The organism is Streptomyces sp. NPDC093801, from assembly GCF_040701585.1.
GTDB lineage: Bacteria > Actinomycetota > Actinomycetes > Streptomycetales > Streptomycetaceae > Streptomyces.
Map to the genome: position 1 here is coordinate 75,438 of NZ_JBFBDP010000019.1, position 17,737 is coordinate 93,174.

A 17,737-nucleotide genomic window follows, 5' to 3' on the forward strand; every position below is an offset into this window, starting at 1 on the left:
CTGCCTGGGTGCACCGCACCCAGGCAGCAGTACGGTCCCGCGGCCTACCCTGTGCCCATGGCCGGCACCCACAGCCCCCTCGGGGAGTTCCTCCGCGCCCGCAGAGCGGGCACCAGCCCGCAGGACGTGGGCATGACCAGCCACGGCGTACGACGGGTCCCCGGGCTGCGCCGCGAAGAGGTCGCGGTCCTCGCCGGTGTGAACGCCGACTACTACACCCGGCTCGAGCAGGGGCGGGAACGCAACCCCTCGGCCCAGCTGACCGAAGCACTCGGACGCGCCCTGCGCCTGGACACCGACGCCCTGGCCCACCTCCACCGGCTGGCGGGCACCGCACCGGGCAACCGGCGTGCGCAGGCCGCCGACGCGCTCCCTCCCGGGCTGCGGCACCTGCTGGAAGGCCAGCGGGACGCGGCGGCCTTCGTGATCAATCGCGCCCTGGACGTCCTGGCCGCCAATTCCCTGGCCCAGGGCCTGCACGCGCCCTTCGAGCGGATGGACAACCTCGCCCGCATGGTCTTCCTCGATCCGGCAGGCCCGCGGTTCTACACCCGGTGGGCGGCCACGGCGGAAGCCACGGCGGGGCATCTGCGCCGGGCCGTCGGCACCCATCCGCACGACGGCCGGCTGAGGGAACTCGTGGACGTCCTGCGCGGCCGCAGCACGGACTTCGACCGGCTCTGGAACCGGCACGTGATCAGGGGAAAGACCCAGGGCACCAAGGAGTTCCGGCATCCGCACGCCGGTGCGCTCAGCCTCACGTACCTCGCCTTCGACGTCCGGGCGGCACCCGGGGACCTGCAGCTCGTCGTCTACCAGGCGGCCCCCGGCAGCCCCGGCGCCCGGGCCCTGGCCCTCCTCCCGCGAGCGGGTGCCCCCGCGGAGCGGAGCGGGCCGCCGGCCCCCTTCTGAGGCGGGAAGCAGGGTGGGTCGACGAGGCCCTGCACACGCCCACCGCATCGACCGGGCGGGCCACAGATGCGATTCTGGTTGGTGCGTGCCCTCACCCGCATCACGACTGTGCCGACGCCGCGGTGGGCGAAGGAGGTCCGGCCATGGTCGCGTCCGAGGCGTTCAGCACCGGGCCCGGCCCCGTGCGGATGTTCCCCTCCGAGCCGGGCGGTCTGCTGGACGTCCTGAGCGTGGCCGCCGTGGTCCTGGACGCCGAAGGGCGGATCACCCTGTGGAGTCCCCAGGCGCAGGACCTGTTCGGCTGGTCGGCAGCGGAGGCGCTGGGCCGCTACGCGGCCGAGCTGCTGGTGGCCGAGGAGGACGTCGACCTGGTCCTCGAACTGTTCGCCAAGGTCATGGGCGGTGGCGGCGCCTGGGCGGGCGTCTTCCCCGTACGCCACAAGGACGGCTCGACGAGGCCGGCGGAGTTTCGCAACATGCGGCTGCAGGACGAGCGGGGCGGCGTGTACGCCCTGGGCATCGCCTGCGACGAGGCGGTCCTGCGGGGCGTGGAGCGCGATCTGGCGCTGTCGGTGCCGCTGGTGGCCCAGTCTCCGCTCGGGCTGGCCGTGCTGGACACGGGCCTGCGCTACGTCCTGGTCAACCCCACGCTGGAGCGGATCAACGGCCTGCCCGCCGAAGAGCACCTGGGCCGGACGCCCCGTGAGGCCGTGCCCTTCCTGGACACGGACGTGATCGAGGCGTCCATGCGGCAGGTCCTGGACACCGGCGTGCCGCTGCTGGACCAGTACGGGACCGGGCACACCCCCGCCGATCCGCACGAGGAGCGCGCCTGGTCGGGCTCGTACTACCGGCTGGAGGACCCGGGCGGACGGGTGATCGGCGTGGCCCTGGTGGTCGTGGACGTCACCGCCAGCCACCGTGCGGCCCGGGAGGCGGCCGAGGCCCGCAGACGCCTGGACCTGATCGCCCGGGCGTCGGTCACCGTGGGGACCACGCTGGACCTGGAGCGGACGGCCCACGAACTCGCCGACGTGCTCGTGGCCGACCTGGCCGACCTGGCCTCGGTCGACCTCCTCGACTCGATCCTCGAAGGCCGTCAGACCTCGGCAGCCGGCGCCCCGCCCGGGCAGGCCCTCTTCATGGCCATGGCATTGGCGAGCTCCTACGAGACGGCCGCCGTCCGCGCCGCGGACCCGGTCGGCGAGCGCACCACGTACGCGGCAGACCGCCTGGTCACCCGCTGCGTCACCAGCGGGCGCCCCGTCCTCGTCCCGCACGTCACCGCCGCCGACCTGGAGCGCATCGCACGCGACGGGGCGGCCGCGGACCTCCTGGCCCGGGAGGGCGCGCACTCCTACCTGGCCGTGCCCCTGCGCGCCCGCGGCCAGGTCCTCGGCGCCCTCGGCCTCCTGCGCACCCGCGATCCGCGCCCCTTCGGCCACGACGACGTCACGCTGGCCGGGGAGCTGGCCACGCGCGCCGCCATCGCCATCGACAACGCCCGCTGGTACCAGCACGCCGCCGACACCGCCCTGACCCTCCAGCGCCACCTGCTCCCGCACCCCCCGCCCCGGGCCGCCGGCCTCCGGATCGCCTACCGCTACCAGCCCGCGGCGGCCGCCAGCGGGATCGGCGGCGACTGGTTCGACGCGATCCCCCAGCCCGAGGACCAGACCGCCCTCGTGGTCGGCGACGTCATGGGACACGGCGTGCACGCCGCCGCCACCATGGGGCAGCTGCGCACGGCCACCCGCACCCTGGCGGACCTCGGCCTCGATCCGGCTGAGGTCCTGCGCCACCTCGACCACATCACCGCCGAACTCGACGGGACCATGGCGACCTGCGTCTACGCCACGTGGGACCCGTACGGCTCGCGCTGCCGCGTGGCCCTGGCCGGCCACCCGCCGCCCGTCGTCATCCGGGCGGGGCGGGCCCCCGAGCTGGTCGACCTTCCGGTGGGCGTGCCGCTCGGCACGGGCGGTCTCGGCGACGCCGGGTTCGAGAGCGGCCTCCTCGACCTGCTGCCCGGCGACCGGCTGATCCTGTACACCGACGGCCTCGTCGAGACCCGTGACGACGCCCTGGACGACCGCTTCGACCTGCTGCTCGGCCTCCTCTCCGCTCCGGGGCTCTCCCCCGAGGCGGCCTGCGACCGGCTCCTGGCCGCCCTGCGCCACCGCGACGCCGCCGACGACGTCGCCCTGGTCATCGCCCAGGTGGAAGACCACCCGCCCGCGGCCGGTGCCCGCCCGTCCTGAAGGGCGGCCCGGCAGCGGCACCGGGGCCGGTGGCCCCCTCCGCCGGGCCGGCGCCCTCCACCCCGTCACGGTTCAGTGCTGCCGTTCGAATCCCGCCAGCAGTCCGCGGGGGTCGAAGGTCACCCGAATCCGGGTGACCTTCCCGTCCTCCACGTGCATCCAGTTCGCCGTCGGGGCGGGCGGTGCGACGCTCGTGCAGAGCTCGAACCAGGTGATCACTTCGTCGCCTTCCGCCACCCGCACCTTCACGTCGATCCTCTCCAGCACCCGGCCGAGCCCCTCCAGTCCGGTGAGCGCCTCCTCCACGCCCGACGCCGTACCCAGCGCTCCGACGAATTCGACGTCCTGGGCCAGCACCCCCCTCAGGGCCTCGAAGTCGCCCGCCTCCCAGGCGGTGAAGTAGGTCTCGGCAAGCTCGCGCGCGGTCTTCGTCGTCGTCATGCCTCCATCCTCCAAGCCACCCTTCCATCCGTCCAACAGATGGATCAGATGGGATCTATCATTGCCGGATATGGAGATCCATCAGCTGCGCTACTTCGCCGCGATCATGGACGAGGGCACCTTCACGGCCGCCGCCCAGCGCCTGCACGTCAGCCAGTCCGGCATCAGCACCCAGGTGGCCAAACTGGAGTCGGAACTGGGCCAGCAGCTGCTCGACCGGTCCGGCCGCCGCGTCCGCCCGACCCCGGCCGGTGAGGCCGTCCTCCCCCTCGCGAAGAGCGCCCTCGCCACCCTGGAGGCCATCCAGCACACCGCCGCCGAGTTCTCCACCGCCGTCCGGGGCCGGGTCCGTCTCGGCATGATCACGGGCTGCTCGATCCCGCCCTTCCTCGACACCGTCGCCGACCTCGGCCGCACCCACCCCGGCATCGAACTCAGCCTTCACGAGGGCCACTCCGACGACCTCCAGGCCCGGGTCCTCTCCGGCTCCCTCGACCTGGCCCTGATCGGCTACGCGGGCGACGTGGCCCCGGGCCTGGAGGTGAGCACCGTCGTCGACGAGCCGCTCGCCGCCGTCGTCCCGGCCGGGCACCCCCTCGACCGGACGGAGCTGCACCTCGCCGACCTGCGCGGCGAGAAGATCCTCACCCTCTCCCCGGGCACCGGAATCCGCGCCGCGTACGAGGACTCCTGCCGCCGGGTCGGCCTCGAGCCGCGCGTGGACCTCGACGCCAGCTCCCCGGCCGCCCTGCTCCGCCTCGCCGAGCGCGGCGCGGGCACCGCCGTCCTCAGCGCGTCCTCCGCACAGGGCACCGGCCTGCGCACCGTCCCGCTCGCCGACGCCGCCACACACGCCCGACTCGGCCTCCTCACCCGCCGGGGCCAGCACTCCCCCGCCGCACAGCTGCTGCACACCCGCCTCCTCGCCGCACTGAGAGCCGGCTAGGAGGCGTTGCGCGTCCGGCCGCCGCCGGTCAGTGGCCGGCGGCGGCCTTCACCAGGGCCACGGCCAGGCCGATCGCGGCGTCGAGGGCACCGGCCAGGAGGGCGGACAGGATGCCGCCGCCCATGCGCACACCGCCGTAGCAGCCCCAGGCGAACAGACCGGCGACGCTCACCACCGCCGCGGCCAGCAGAGCCGTGTCGACGGCCATCACGCCCGCCGCGGCCGCGGCGACCAGCACCAGAGGGCCCGCGGCGGACAGCAGCAGCGGACTGCTGACGGACAGCATGGCGCGCAGCTCCCGCCCGGTGGCCAGCCTGCCGTGCACCACCCGGTGGGCCTGCTGGTCGGCGACGACCGCCGCCAGCCACAACCCGACGGCCGTCGTCCCCAGTGTCGCGGCGGCGCCGGCCGCGTCCACGTGTCCGGCGGCCCGCAGCCCGATGACCACCGAGATCATCGTGATCGTCGCGTAGATGCGCTCCTTGAGCAGGGCGGCCTCGAACCGCGGGTCCCCCGTCTCCCCAGGTCCTCCGGCGGTGCTGTCGTGCCCCATGGGAGCACCCTAGGCCGCGCGTTCCGGTACGGCGGGTCGCCTGCGCCGTGTGTCGCCGGCGAACGCTCCGGATCGGCGCACTCCGCCCCCGCCCCGATCGGCAACCCGAACGTGCCTTACGCACCAGCATGTCTGACGGCACGTCACAGCGCTTAGGGTGGGTCACCGTGACGAACGGCAGCGACGACATACTGACCCCTCTCGACCCCCTCGACCCGCGCGAGACCTCCGGCTACCGGCTCCTGGCCCGACTCGGCGAGGGCGGAATGGGCACCGTGTACCTCTCCCGCACCCGGGGCGGGCAGCCGGTGGCGTTCAAGGTGATCCGCCGCGAGTACGGCCGGGACCCGGGCTTCCGGCGCCGCTTCGAGCAGGAGGTGCGGGCCGCGCGCCGGGTGCAGGGCTACCACCTGGTGCCGGTCGTCGACCACGACACGACGGGGCCGCTCCCCTGGATCGCCTCGGCGTTCGTCCCCGGGCTCACGCTGGCGGACGCACTCGCCTCCTGCGGCCCCCTCCCCCTGCCCGCCGTCTTCCAGCTGGCCGGCTGCACGGCCCGGGCGCTGGGCTCCATCCACGCGGCGGACGTCGTCCACCGCGACCTCAAGCCCGCCAACATCCTGCTCGGCTCGACCGGGCCGTACGTCATCGACTTCGGCATCGCGCGGGCGGCCGAGAGCACGCAGCTGACGCACAGCGGCGGCATCGTCGGCACCCCGCAGTACATGTCGCCCGAACAGGCCCTGGGCGAGCCCGTCACCGCGGCCGCCGACGTGTTCTCCCTCGGCCTGATCGCAGCGGTCGCGGCGACCGGCCGGCACCCCTACGGCGAGGGCGGCGCGACCGCCCTCGCCGTGAGGATCGCCAACACCGGGCGGGCGGCGCCCGATCTCGGCGACCACCCGCCTGCGCTGCGGACCCTGCTGGAACGCTGTCTCACCGCCGACCCCGCGGCACGCATCACGCCGGAAGAGCTGGCCGTGCTGTGCGAACGGGCGGCGGGGCGGCCGCTGCGCGCGTTCGACGGCTGGCTGCCGGCGCCGCTCATGGAGCGCATCGCCCGCCGCGAGGCGGCCGCCGCCCACCCCCCGGAGCCCACGCCGACCCCGACCCGCCCCGATGCCGGCGCCCACTGGTCCGGGCAGCCCACGGTGACGGCCCCGCCGGGGCCCGCCCCGGCCCACCCGCCGCATCCGACGCGGGCCCCCTCTGCGCGATCCGCCCCGCAGGTGCGCCCCGCCCTGCTCGCCGCCGGCATCGCGCTGACCGTGGGCCTCACCGCGGTCGTGACCTGGGCGGTCGTCGGCCCGGACGGCGGCGCGGGCACCGCCGACGGCTCCCGGACGGACCGCAAGCCCACGGAGCCGTCGGCGCCCGCCTCCGCGGCGTCCTCCCCGTCCTCCCCCTCCCCGAAGGCCTCGTACACGCTCGTCTTCGAGGACAAGCCGCTCACCCTGCGCGCACCGGCCTTCAACACCGGTACGCACGTCGACCTGGACGCACCGAAGCTGTTCCCCGACGGCGGGATCGGCAAGACCACCGGCATGGAACTCACCTATCAGGACTGGGGCGACGCCGACCTGAGGTTCCTCACTCCCACGGGCAAGGCCGCCGGCACCACGCCCGAGGCGTGCAGGGCCGGGGTGGACACCGACACCCTGCCGGCCGCACTCCCCCGCAAGGACCTGAACCTGGGCGCGCCCCTCGCCAAGGGCGCCGTGCTGTGCACCGTCACCAGCGAGGGCAACCTGGCGATGCTGCGGATCACCGATGTGGTGCCCCCCGCCAAGGGCGGCGGCCCGTCGTCCGACATGCCCGACTACGTCACCACGCTGACCCTCTGGAAGCCCGCCAAGTAGCGGGCCCGGCGCGGCGTGCGCGCAGCGGCGCACCGCCCGCAGCAACATGGTGTTCACGCCGCCGCGCACCCCGGGTAACAACCGCTTCCTAGCGTGGCCGACCGCAGCGCAGCGCTGGCACCCACCTGCACCGGGAGGCGTCGCAATGAGCACCACCGAGTCACCCCAGGCCGTGCCGGACACGGCGAGGACCGCCGCCGGCCAGGCGGTCGAGGAGACGCTGGAGGACTACACCCTCCGTTTCGCACCCCGCAGTTACCGCCGCTGGACGCCCATGGTCGTGGCCACCACGGCCCTGGGCGGCATCGCCTACATGGCCGACTTCTCCATCGGCGCCGGCATCGGCCTGGCCCACGGCACCGGCAACGCCCTGGTGGCCATCGCCGTCGCCGCGGTCGTCATCTTCGTCACCGGCTTCCCCCTGGCCTACTACGGCGCGCGCTACAACATCGACCTCGACCTCATCACCCGCGGCTCCGGCTTCGGGTACTACGGCTCGGTCCTCACCGGCATCATCTTCGCCAGCTTCACCTTCGTCTTCTTCGCCCTGGAGGGCTCGATCATGGCCCAGGGCCTCGAACTCGGCCTGGGACTGCCGCTGTGGCTCGGCTACGCCGTCTCCACCCTCATGGTGATCCCGCTGGTCGTGTACGGCATGAAGGCGCTCAGCCGGCTCCAGGTGTGGACCACCCCGATCTGGCTGCTGCTCATGGTCGGCCCGCTGGTCTACCTGGTCGCCGAGGACCCCGGCACGGTCGGCCGGTTCCTGTCCTACGCCGGCACGGACGGCGACGGCGCCGTCGACACCGCCTCCGTGATGCTCGGAGCGGGCGTGTGCCTGTCCCTGATCGCGCAGATCGGCGAACAGATCGACTACCTGCGCTTCATGCCGCCCAGGACCGAGGCGAACCGGCGCGCCTGGTGGACCGCGGTGGTCCTGGCCGGCCCCGGGTGGGTGCTGCTCGGTGCGCTCAAGCAGGCCATCGGCGTCTTCCTGGCCGTCTACGTCCTCGCCGAGGCCGGACCGGCCGCCGCGCCCGAGCCCATCCGGCAGTTCCGCGGCGCCTTCGAGGCGATGATGCCGCCGTGGGCGGTCGTCCCGCTGGCCGTGGTCCTGGTGGTCATCAGCCAGATCAAGATCAACGTGACGAACGCCTACTCCGGCTCGCTGGCCTGGACGAACGCCTTCACCCGGGTCACCCGGCACTACCCCGGCCGCATGGTCTTCGTCCTGGTCAACCTCGCCTTCGCGCTCGCCCTGATGGAAGCCGACATGTTCAGCTTCCTGAGCGGCGTGCTGGGCTTCTACTCGAACTGCGCGATCGCCTGGGTGGTCACCGTGGCCACCGACATCGGCATCAACAAGTACGTGCTGAAGCTGTCCCCGCTCCGGCCGGAGTTCCGCCGGGGCATGCTCCACGCGGTCAATCCGGTCGGCGTCGTGGCCTTCGTCTCCGCCTCCGGACTGTCGATCGCCCTGTACTTCCACCTCTTCGGCGACGGCCTCCAGCCGTACTCGCCGGTGGCCGCGGCCGTCATCGCCTTCGTCGTCACCCCGCTGGCGGCCGTCGTCACCAGGGGCCGCTACTACCTGCGCCGCGCCGACGACGGCATCGCCGAGCCCCTGCTGGACACCGACGGCAACCCGAGCGCGGTCACCCTCGACTGCCACGTCTGCCGCCGGCCCTACGAGCGCCCCGACCTGGCGGCCTGCGTCGCCCACGCGGCGGTCGTCTGCTCGCTGTGCCTGAGCACCGACACGGCCGGCGAGCACGTCCTGCCGGCCGCCGTGTAGGCCGGACCCGGTGGTCAGCCGCGGACGCGGCTGACCCGGCCCTCGTCCCACACCGGTTCGTCCGTCTCCACCACCCGGCCGTCCTCCCGGAAGACGAGGAACCGGCTGAACACCCGGGCGAACCAGCGGTCGTGGGTGACGGCCACCACCGTGCCGGTGAAGCCGGCGAGCGCCTGCTCCAGGGCCTCGGCCGAGATCAGGTCGAGGTTGTCGGTCGGCTCGTCCAGCAACAGGAGGGTGGCCCCGGCCAGTTCCAGCAGCAGGACCTGGAAGCGCGCCTGCTGGCCTCCCGAGAGGGTCTCGAAGTTCTGACGGCCGGCCCCTGCCAGGCCGTATCGGCTCAGGGCCGACATGGCGCCCTGGAGGTCCAGCCCGGGGCGGTCGCCCTCGCCGGCCCCGAGGATGTCGGCCGGGGTCCGGCCGGCCCACTCCGGGTGCCGGTGCGTCTGGGCGAAGAGCCCGGGCCGGACGCGCGCTCCCAGCCGGCACTCGCCCGTGTGGGCCACGGTCGCGGCCGCATCGGGGGAGACCTCGTCCAGCAGGCGCAGGAAGTGGCTCTTGCCCGATCCGTTCGAACCGAGCACGCAGACCCGGTCGCCGAAGAACACCTCCAGGTCGAACGGCCGCATCAGTCCGCTGAGTTCGAGGTTCTTGCAGGTGATGGCACGGATGCCGGTGCGGCCGCCGCGCAGGTCCGGTGCGACCCGCTGCCGGCGCGGCGGTGCGGGCGGCGGCCCGGCCGCCTCGAACTTCGCCAGCCGCGTCTGCGCCGCGTGGTACCGGGAGGCCATCTCGTCGCTGATGGAGGACTGCTGACGCAGGGTCCGGACCAGCTCCTTGAGCTGGTCGTGCTTCTCGCTCCAGCGCTGGCGCAGCTCCGCCGCCCGCTGCCAGCGGGCCTCACGGGCCTCGCCCCAGGTGGCGAACCCGCCGCCGTGGGTCCAGGCCGTTCCGCCCTCCAGGGTCACGACCTGGCCGGCCGTGCGGCTCAGCACCTCGCGGTCGTGGGTGATCAGCAGCACGCCCTGCCGGGTCTGGGTGAGCTGCTCCTCCAGCCAGCGCTTGCCCGGAACGTCCAGGTAGTTGTCCGGCTCGTCCAGCAGCAGCAGTTCGGCCGGACCCCGGAGCAGGGCCTCCAGGACGAGCCGCTTCTGCTCGCCGCCGGACAGCGTCGTCACCTCCCGGAACTGGGCGGCCTGGAACGGGACGCCGAGCGCGGCGACCGTCACCGTGTCCCAGAGCACCTCGTGGTCGTAGCCGCCGGCCTCGCCCCAGTCCACCAGGGCCTGTGCGTAGCGCACCTGGGTGCGTTCGTCGTCGGCCTCCATCATGGCGAGTTCGGCCGCGTCGAGGGCGGCGGCCGCCGTCCGCAGGGGGATCGGGGCGACGGTGAGCAGGAGGTCCCGGACGGTGCGGTCGTCGCGCAGGCTGCCGATGAACTGCGGCATGACGGCGACGGCGCCCTGGCTGCGGAACGCCCCCTGCTGCGCGGGGATCTCGCCCGAGAGGGTGCGCAGGAGGGTGGTCTTGCCCGCACCGTTGTCGCCGATGAGCGCGACGGTCTGGCCTGCCGGAACACGGAACGAGACATCGCTGTACAGCTCGCGTCCGTCGGGGAGGACGTGCCCCAGGGAAGCGGCTTCGAGGTAGCCCATGGGAGCAGATGCTAGCGGCAGGATTCCCCCGGGGCGATTCGGTTCCGGCGGCCCGGCTGGCGGGATTTCGACCTTGTGGCGCATATGCAATTACTTTCCCCCGCCTGTCGATTATGCGACTGATCAGGCTATTCACTCGTCGGTTTCGGGGCATCGGCGATTCCTTGCAGCATGCACCCGCATGCGGAAGGGTGGTGCTCGACGGGGACTTCGGGAAGCGTTCGCCGATCCCTCTGCGGGCGGCTGTGCCTGCGTGTGTGCGGATGCGTGCGCCGCACCCTCCTCCCCATTTCCCGGTAATGCCATTCCTCCACCGAAAGGCGAGAGCCAGCCGATGCCGCCCATCCCCGCACTGAACTCCGCGGCTCCCTCCGATCCCCCGGGCGTCGCCACCGTCGCACTCGTCGGGGCGGAATTCGGATGGGGAAGTTCGGGAAAACTCAGCGCGGTCCTCTCCGCGCTGCGGGAACGGTCGGCGCCTCCCTTGCGATTCGTCGGAATGGCATCGGGACTGGGCCGCCCCCTGCTCGCCGAACACGCGGTGGACGGCTGGTACGACCTGCCGGACGATCCCGGCCGAACGGCCGCCTGGGTCGCGGAGTTCGTACGGTCGCAGGGGGTGCGGGCCGCCGTGGTGGTCCTGGACGGCGCGGCGGCGACGGCGCTGCTGGCCGCCGGCGTGCCCACCGTCTTCGTCGACAGCCTGCCCTTCCTCTGGTCCGAGGGCGACCGGGCGGCGCTGCCGCTGGACGCGACCGTGTACTGCGCCCAGAAGAGCGTCGAGCTGCCGCCCGAGTGCCGCAGCGTGCTCGCCGACGCCCGGGGGCTGCGCTGGGTCGAGGCGGTCATCGCCCGGCCCCGCGCCTCCGAGCCGGAACGGGGATCCGGGCGCGGTGCGGGCCGCCCGTACCGCAGGGCGCTGATCAGCCTGGGCGGTCTGCGCGCGCCGAACCTCCCCGCTCCGGAGCACTACCCGCGCCTGGTCCTCCCGGCCGCCCTCGAGGCCCTCGCCGCCCACGGGGTCGAGGAGGTGCACATCGCCGGCAACCTGCCCGGCGGCCTGGTGGGCGGCCTCGTCGACTCCTGCGCCGCCCCGCCGCGGACCACCGCCGGCCCGCTCGGGCACGGCGCCTTCCTGGAGCGGCTGGACGCCTGTGACGTCCTGCTCACCTCACCGGGCCTGACCACCCTGCTCGAAGCGGGCGGACTGGGCGTCCCCACCGTCTGCCTGCCTCCGCAGAACCTCAGCCAGATCTTCAACGGCCGGTACCACAGCCAGGCGCTCGGGGCCCGGCTGCGGGTGCTCTGGCCCAAGGAGGTACTCGTCGAGGACGAGGTGCTGGCGCTCCGCGCGAGGGGCGAGGACCACGCCCTCGAACGGATCTACGGCTCCATCGGGGCGGCCGCGCAGGGCGATTCGCGGCAGGAGGTCGGCCGCGCCCTGCGCGACGGTGTCCTGGACGCGCTGCGCCGCTCCGCCGGCGTCGGCGCGTGGGACGCGCTCACCACCGCGGTGGGCACCCGAGGCTCGGTCCAGGTCGCCGACGCACTCCTCGAAGTCCTGGGCGCGTCCGGTCCTCCGTCCTGACGCGCCCGCACGGTCCGGCCGGCCCGGCGGCCGGACCCGCGCCGCCCCACCGCACCGTCCCATCCGTCCCGTGAGTCGCCTGGAAGGTCTCCGCCCGTGCGTGCACGCGATCGCTACCTCTTCATCAGGATCCTGGAAGCCTGCAACGCCGACTGCTTCATGTGCGAGTTCGCCCTCTCCCGCGACGCGTACCGCTTCTCCCCGGAGGACTTCGCCGACCTGCTGCCCAAGGCCAGGGACGCCGGGGTGGGCTACGTCCGGTTCACCGGGGGCGAACCGCTGATGCACCCCGACGTGGTGGACCTGGTGCGCGCCGGTACGGCCGCCGGGATGAAGATGTCCCTCATCACCAACGGCTCGCTGCTGCCCCGGATGGCCGCCCCGCTGGCCGCGGCCGGCCTGGCCCAGGTGATCGTCAGCCTGGACGGCGCCTCGGGCGCCACCCATGACGTCTACCGGCGCACCCCCGGCCTGTTCGACAGCGGGCTGCGGGGCCTGCGGGAGGCCGCCGCGCTGGGTGTCCTCCCGAGGGTCAACACCGTGGTGGGACCGCACAACTACGCCGAGATGCCGCGGCTCCAGGAGGTCCTGACGGAGGCGGGGGTGCGCCAGTGGGAGCTGTCCGCGCTCAAGCTCGACCGCACGATCACCTACCCGGACGCCGACCGCGTCCGCAGCGTCTGCGATCCGATCTACGACGCGGACCCGGCCGCCCTGCTGGTCCCGATGGGCAAGCGCTTCTACGGGGACACCCCGCAGGAACAGGAGCGGTACTTCACCGGGTCCGTCACCCCGCGCGCCGCCGGACCGCTGTGCCACGTCGCCGACGACGTCATCTACGTGGACGGCAAGTACGGGCGGATGTACGCGTGCAGCTGCATCCCGCACCGGGAGGGCGACGACGGGCCCGGCGGCGCACCACTGCGGGAGCAGGGGGTGGTCCGGCTGGACACCCCGGTGTTCCGTGCGCACGCCGACTACTTCCGCGAACGCGGTCCCGAGGTGTGCAGCGGGTGCTCCACCACCGCCGCCGGATACAGCGACGACGTGGCGCGGCTCGGGGCGGTGGGAGCATGGCACTACTGAACCCGTCCGGGGCCGCACCGGCCGCGCCGGAAGGCGGCGGCCCCGGTCCGCGGGTGCTGCTCGGCGCCCGCGAGGACCGGCTGGACTCGGTCCTCGCCCTCGCCCGCGTGGCCGCCCACCTCGGGGGGCTGCGCCGGACCGGCCGGGACGGGCTCGAACCCCCGCCGGCCGCGGCGCTGGTCTGCGACGACGCGGCCGCCACCGGGCGGCTCCTGGAGCTGGGCGTACCGGTGGTGCACCTGGAATCGGGGCCCGCCGGCCCGGCCGACGGCGGAGCGCCGCCGCAGCGCGCGCTCCTGCGGGTGCACCGGCCGGGGTGGCTGCCGCCGCCCGGGCCCGGTGCCCGGGGCGCCCGGCCCACCGGGATCCTCGCGCCGCGGCGCACCGGGCGGAGCCGGACCCGCTCGGGCACCCTCCTGATGCTGTCGCTGTGGGGCGTCCCCGATGCCGAGGCGGAGTCCTTCGCCTCCGGGGCGCTGCCCGAGCTGGCCGCCGCCGCGCTGGACCGCACCGGGAGCTGCACCGTGGTCGCCGACACCGGGCTCGCACGCGTGCGGTCCGCGCTGGCGGCGCATCCGGGCGTGCGGGTGCTCCGGGCGTCCGAGACGGACCCGGACGCCCTCCACGCGGAGGCCGCCGTGTTCCTCGCCTCGCCGGTGCTCGGGGCGCTCGCCCTCGCCCAGGCCCGCCGGGCACCGCTGGTGCTGCTGCCGGCGTTGGGGACCGTACAGCGGGCCCTGGCCGCACAGGTCGGCGAGGTCCTGCCGCTGCCCTCGGCCGAGGACCCCGCGGACCCGGGCCTGTGGGCGCCCCCGGCAGCCGGTCCGTGGCACCTGCTGGACCCGGCCCTGGACGACCTGCGCGGCGCCCAGCGGGTCGCCCGTACCCTCCGCCAACTCGCCCTCGCCCCCTTGTGAATCCCGCCCCGGGGACCGTCCGCCCACGCCTCCTCGTCAGCCCGCCGGTCCGGCCCCGCCGCTTCCGGCCCACTCATCCACGTCGTCCGCGCCGTGCTGGAGCCGCCATGTCCGACACCGTCCGCGAACCCGTCACCGTCACCCGCCCCGAACTGGTCCGTCCCCGGGTCCCCGAGAACGACTGGGACGACTGGCGCTGGCACATGCGCCGGCGCATCACCAACGTCGACAAGGCCAGGCAGTGGATCAACCTCAGCGCCGACGAGGAGGAGGCCATCGCCGGGGTGGCGGGCAAGTACCGCTGGAGCGTCACCCCGTACTACGCCTCCCTGATGGACCCGGACGACCCCGCCTGTCCGGTCCGGCAGCAGGCGGTGCCGGCGCTCGGCGAGCTGATGGAGTTCCCCGGGGCCGAGGTCGACCCCGTCGGGGACACCTACTACCGCAAGACCAACCGGGTCGTGCACAAGTACCCGGACCGCGTGATCATGCTGATCACCGAGGCCTGCCCCGTCTACTGCCGCCACTGCACGCGCAAGTTCCACACGACCGACGTCGACGGCACCTACTTCCGTGACGACGAGGGCGGCTCCTTCGACGAGGACCTGCGCTACATCGCCGAGCACCCCGAGATCCGGGACGTCCTGCTGACCGGCGGCGATCCGCTCTCCTACCAGGACGGCAAGCTGGAGGAGATCATCGCCGGGCTGCGGGCGATCCCCAGCGTGGAGATCATCCGGATCGGCAGCAGGTTCCCCGTCCTGCTGCCGCAGCGGATCACCGAAGACCTCTGCTCCATGCTCTCCCGCTACCACCCGGTCTGGCTGAACACCCATTTCAACCACCCCAAGGAGATCACGCCGGAGGCCGCGGCGGCCGTGGACCGCCTGCTGCGGCACGGCATCCCGGTCGGGAACCAGACGGTGCTGCTGCGCGGGATCAACGACGACGTGGCCGTCATGCGCACGCTGATGACCGAGCTGCTGCGGATCCGGGTCCGCCCGTACTACCTCTACCACTGCGACAACGTCACAGGGGTCTCCCACTTCATGACGACGGTGGAGAAGGGCTGGGAGATCATGGACGGCCTCCAGGGCCACATCACCGGGTTCGGCGTCCCCCAGTACGTCCTCACCACCAGGATCGGCAAGATCCCCATCGCGCGGCCCTCCTACACCCCCACCCCCGACGGCCTGCTGCTGCGCAACTACCGAGGCCAGGAAATGGTCGTCGGCGGCCACGCGCAGCCGATCACGGAGTCCGACACACGATGAGCACACTCGACAAGCGGCTCGGGCAGCGCTTCCTGCCCTACGGAGCGAACTACCTCGACTGGTCCGACATGTCGGAACTGAAGAAGGTGATCGAGCACCAGGTCCTGTTCCGGTACCAGACGGAGACCGAGAGCATGGCCTCCCGCCTGGAGCGGACCGTGGCCGAACGGCTCGGTGCGGGCCACGCCCTCGCCGTGCACAACTGCACGGAGGCGCTGCGGCTGGCGCTGATCTCCACCCGCCCGGCCGTCGGCGACCCGGTGTACGTCCCGGCCGTGACGTTCGTCGCGGTGGCCGGCGCGGTGCTGTCCTGCGGCCTGATCCCGGTCCTGGTCGACGCCGACGACTCGCTCTCGATGGACCCGACGCTGCTGCCGCCGGACGCGCAGCGCGTGATCACGGCCCACATGGAGGGCACCGTCGCCCCGCTGCCGGCGGGCGTGCCGTACCTGATCGAGGACTGCGCGCAGTCGCTCGGCGCACGCCTCCCGGACGGCCGGCACGCGGGAACGGCCGGCTACGCCGGGACGTTCAGCTTCCACCACAACAAGGTCCTCACCTCGGGCGAGGGCGGGCTCGTCGTCACCGGCGACGACGACGCCTGGGCGACCATGCGCCGCTACCACGACCACGGTTCGGCCCGGGTGCCCGGCCACTACCCGACCTGGGACGAGGACGCCCACTTCGGGGAGAACTTCGTCACCAGCGAGCAGGTCGCGGCCGTCCAGTGCCAGCAGTTCCGCCACCTCGACGAGCTGCTCGCCGGGCTGGAGCGGATGTACGCGATCGCCATGGCCGAACTGCCCGCGCGCACCGACCTGGAAGTCCGGCCCCGGGCGGCCGGCGACGTCAAGGTCAGCCTGCGCTTCCGGTGCGAGAGCAAGGAGCTGCGGGACGCCGCCGTGGCCGCGCTCACCGGGGCCGGCATCGCCAACTGGACGCTCGGGAAGTACCTGCTGCCCGCACACCCGGTGCTCACCGGCCGCCGTTCGCTGTACCGCGACGGCTTTCCGTGGAACCACGCCCCGGAGGGACCCCTCGCCCTCAGCCGCGACGGCTTCGCCCGCACGAGGGACCTGCTGGACCGCACCCTGTGCCTGCCGCTCTCCCCGGAACTCCCGGAGGAGGAGCAGGCGCTCGCGGCCAAGGCCGTCCGCCGGGTGCTGGAGGCGGTGTGAGCGGCGCCGAGGTGCTGTTGATGGTGGACGACCGGCCGTCGTCCTTCACCCGCTACGCGGCCCGGGAGCTCTCCGGCCGACTGGTCCTGCTGCGGTTCGCCGGCACCCGGCCGGACCTGTCCGAGGACTACCTCCGGGAAACCGCGCACCTGCCCGCCTTCTGGGTGCGCGAGGACGCTGCGCCGGCCGAGGAGGCCCGGCGGTACCGGGAGTGGGCGGCGGGGCTGCCGACGGCGCCGACCAGGTTCTGCAATCCCTCGGAGCCCCGGCAGGCGGCCGCCCAGCGGTTCGCGCGGCTCGCCGGCCTGCCGCACCTGACCGAGCGGCAGGTGGCCCTGGTCCGCGACAAGGCGGCCATGAAGGCCTGCTTCCGGGAACTGGGCCTGCGCACGGCGGAGTTCGCGCGCGTGCGGTCGGCCGCCGGGATCGAGAGGTTCGCCGACCGGCACGGCTGGCCGGTGGTGCTCAAGCCGGTGGACTCGTTCGCCTGCGTGGACACCCACCGGCTCGACGGGCCGGGCGGCCTCTCCGGGATCGACCTCGCGGCGCGGGACTGGATGGTCGAGGCGTACCTCGGGGGCACCGAGTGGGAGGTCTGCGCGATCGTCCTCGGCGGCGAGGTCCTCGACGCCTGGCCGAGCGCCATGCCCTGCCGCCCGCTGGAGATCGTCGACGGCGCCATGAACGCCAACATCAGCGTCGGCACCGGCGAGGGCCCGGCCGTCGACCTGCGGGCCCTCGTCCAGCGCATCGTCACGGGCATGGGCATCGACCACGGCTACGCCCACATGGAGTTCTTCCTGATCGACGGCGAGGTGTACGCCGGCGAGATCGGCGTGCGGCTCGCCGGCTGCGAGATCCCCGCGAACCACGGCCACGCGTACGGCTTCGACGTGTTCGGCGCCACCCTGGAGGTCTACCTCGGCCGGCGGCCCGACCTCCGCTACGGCGAGCGCCGCTGCGCGGGCGACCTGCTGCTGCCGCTGCCCGGCTCCGGGACGATCCGGCGGATCACCCCGCGGGAGGAACTGCTGGGCATGCCCGGGGTCATCGACGCCGTGCTCAAGGTGCGCGCCGGTGACACCGTGACGGCCCGGCGGGCCTCGCACAACGCCTCCGGGTACGCCCATGTCGTGGGAGCCTCGGTCGGGGAGGTGGAGAGCCGGATGCGCGACGTACTGGCCCGTTTCACGATCGAGGTGGTGGCGCAGGAGGCCTCCGCCGTCCCTGCCTGACCGCCGCCCGAGCCGGCCGCCGCAACGGCGCCCCGGC

14 protein-coding genes are annotated in these 17,737 nt (G+C 73.7%); 11 read left to right on the forward strand and 3 right to left on the reverse strand.

Annotated elements, in window-relative coordinates; all coding sequences use genetic code 11:
* Window positions 1–57: 57 nt before the first annotated feature.
* Entirely contained in the window at window positions 58–912 is an 855-nt protein-coding gene (locus AB0469_RS22650) for a helix-turn-helix transcriptional regulator (RefSeq protein WP_366453220.1), read from the forward strand.
* A 143-nt stretch (window positions 913–1,055) separates the two neighbouring features.
* Window positions 1,056–3,173, forward strand: coding sequence for a SpoIIE family protein phosphatase (locus tag AB0469_RS22655; protein ID WP_366453221.1), 2,118 nt, complete (start codon window positions 1,056–1,058; stop codon window positions 3,171–3,173).
* Window positions 3,174–3,245: 72 nt separating this feature from the next.
* Here the strand turns inward: AB0469_RS22655 and AB0469_RS22660 are convergent, their stop codons facing one another.
* The gene (locus tag AB0469_RS22660; RefSeq protein ID WP_366453222.1) at window positions 3,246–3,614 is read right to left on the reverse strand and encodes a nuclear transport factor 2 family protein; all 369 of its coding nucleotides are present in this window, start codon (window positions 3,612–3,614) and stop codon (window positions 3,246–3,248) included.
* Window positions 3,615–3,684: 70 nt separating this feature from the next.
* Between AB0469_RS22660 and AB0469_RS22665 the strand changes: the two genes are divergently transcribed.
* Window positions 3,685–4,560 (forward strand): LysR substrate-binding domain-containing protein, encoded by an 876-nt coding sequence (locus tag AB0469_RS22665; RefSeq protein ID WP_366453223.1) that lies wholly within the window; start codon window positions 3,685–3,687, stop codon window positions 4,558–4,560.
* Between the two features lie 28 nt (window positions 4,561–4,588).
* Here AB0469_RS22665 and AB0469_RS22670 read toward each other — a convergent pair whose 3' ends face one another.
* Complete coding sequence (locus AB0469_RS22670; RefSeq protein WP_366453224.1) at window positions 4,589–5,113, reverse strand: hypothetical protein; 525 nt, start codon at window positions 5,111–5,113, stop codon at window positions 4,589–4,591.
* Between the two features lie 167 nt (window positions 5,114–5,280).
* Between AB0469_RS22670 and AB0469_RS22675 the strand changes: the two genes are divergently transcribed.
* Both AB0469_RS22675 and AB0469_RS22680 read left to right on the forward strand, forming a co-directional pair.
* A complete protein-coding gene (locus AB0469_RS22675; RefSeq protein ID WP_366453225.1) occupies window positions 5,281–6,972 on the forward strand; it encodes a serine/threonine-protein kinase in 1,692 nt (563 codons plus the stop codon).
* A gap of 145 nt (window positions 6,973–7,117) precedes the next feature.
* On the forward strand, window positions 7,118–8,767 hold the full coding sequence (locus tag AB0469_RS22680; protein ID WP_366453226.1) for an allantoin permease: 1,650 nt from the start codon (window positions 7,118–7,120) through the stop codon (window positions 8,765–8,767).
* A gap of 14 nt (window positions 8,768–8,781) precedes the next feature.
* Here the strand turns inward: AB0469_RS22680 and AB0469_RS22685 are convergent, their stop codons facing one another.
* Window positions 8,782–10,422, reverse strand: a complete 1,641-nt coding sequence (locus tag AB0469_RS22685; RefSeq protein ID WP_366453227.1) for an ATP-binding cassette domain-containing protein — start codon at window positions 10,420–10,422, stop codon at window positions 8,782–8,784.
* A gap of 334 nt (window positions 10,423–10,756) precedes the next feature.
* Here AB0469_RS22685 and AB0469_RS22690 point away from each other — a divergent pair, with 334 nt between their 5' ends.
* The 6 genes from AB0469_RS22690 (at window position 10,757) to AB0469_RS22715 (ending at window position 17,700) form a co-directional block, all read left to right on the forward strand.
* The gene (locus tag AB0469_RS22690) at window positions 10,757–12,010 is read left to right on the forward strand and encodes a hydroxymethylcytosylglucuronate/cytosylglucuronate synthase (RefSeq protein ID WP_366453228.1); all 1,254 of its coding nucleotides are present in this window, start codon (window positions 10,757–10,759) and stop codon (window positions 12,008–12,010) included.
* Window positions 12,011–12,106: 96 nt separating this feature from the next.
* Complete coding sequence (blsE, locus tag AB0469_RS22695; RefSeq protein WP_366453229.1) at window positions 12,107–13,096, forward strand: cytosylglucuronate decarboxylase; 990 nt, start codon at window positions 12,107–12,109, stop codon at window positions 13,094–13,096.
* Window positions 13,084–14,013, forward strand: a complete 930-nt coding sequence (gene blsF, locus AB0469_RS22700; RefSeq protein WP_366453230.1) for a CGA synthase-related protein — start codon at window positions 13,084–13,086, stop codon at window positions 14,011–14,013. The genes blsE and blsF overlap by 13 nt, the downstream gene beginning before the upstream one ends.
* A gap of 107 nt (window positions 14,014–14,120) precedes the next feature.
* Window positions 14,121–15,287 (forward strand): arginine 2,3-aminomutase, encoded by a 1,167-nt coding sequence (gene blsG, locus AB0469_RS22705; protein WP_366453231.1) that lies wholly within the window; start codon window positions 14,121–14,123, stop codon window positions 15,285–15,287.
* The gene (locus AB0469_RS22710; RefSeq protein WP_366453232.1) at window positions 15,284–16,465 is read left to right on the forward strand and encodes a DegT/DnrJ/EryC1/StrS family aminotransferase; all 1,182 of its coding nucleotides are present in this window, start codon (window positions 15,284–15,286) and stop codon (window positions 16,463–16,465) included. The genes blsG and AB0469_RS22710 overlap by 4 nt, the downstream gene beginning before the upstream one ends.
* Complete coding sequence (locus AB0469_RS22715; RefSeq protein ID WP_366453233.1) at window positions 16,462–17,700, forward strand: ATP-dependent carboxylate-amine ligase; 1,239 nt, start codon at window positions 16,462–16,464, stop codon at window positions 17,698–17,700. The genes AB0469_RS22710 and AB0469_RS22715 overlap by 4 nt, the downstream gene beginning before the upstream one ends.
* Window positions 17,701–17,737 lie beyond the last annotated feature (37 nt).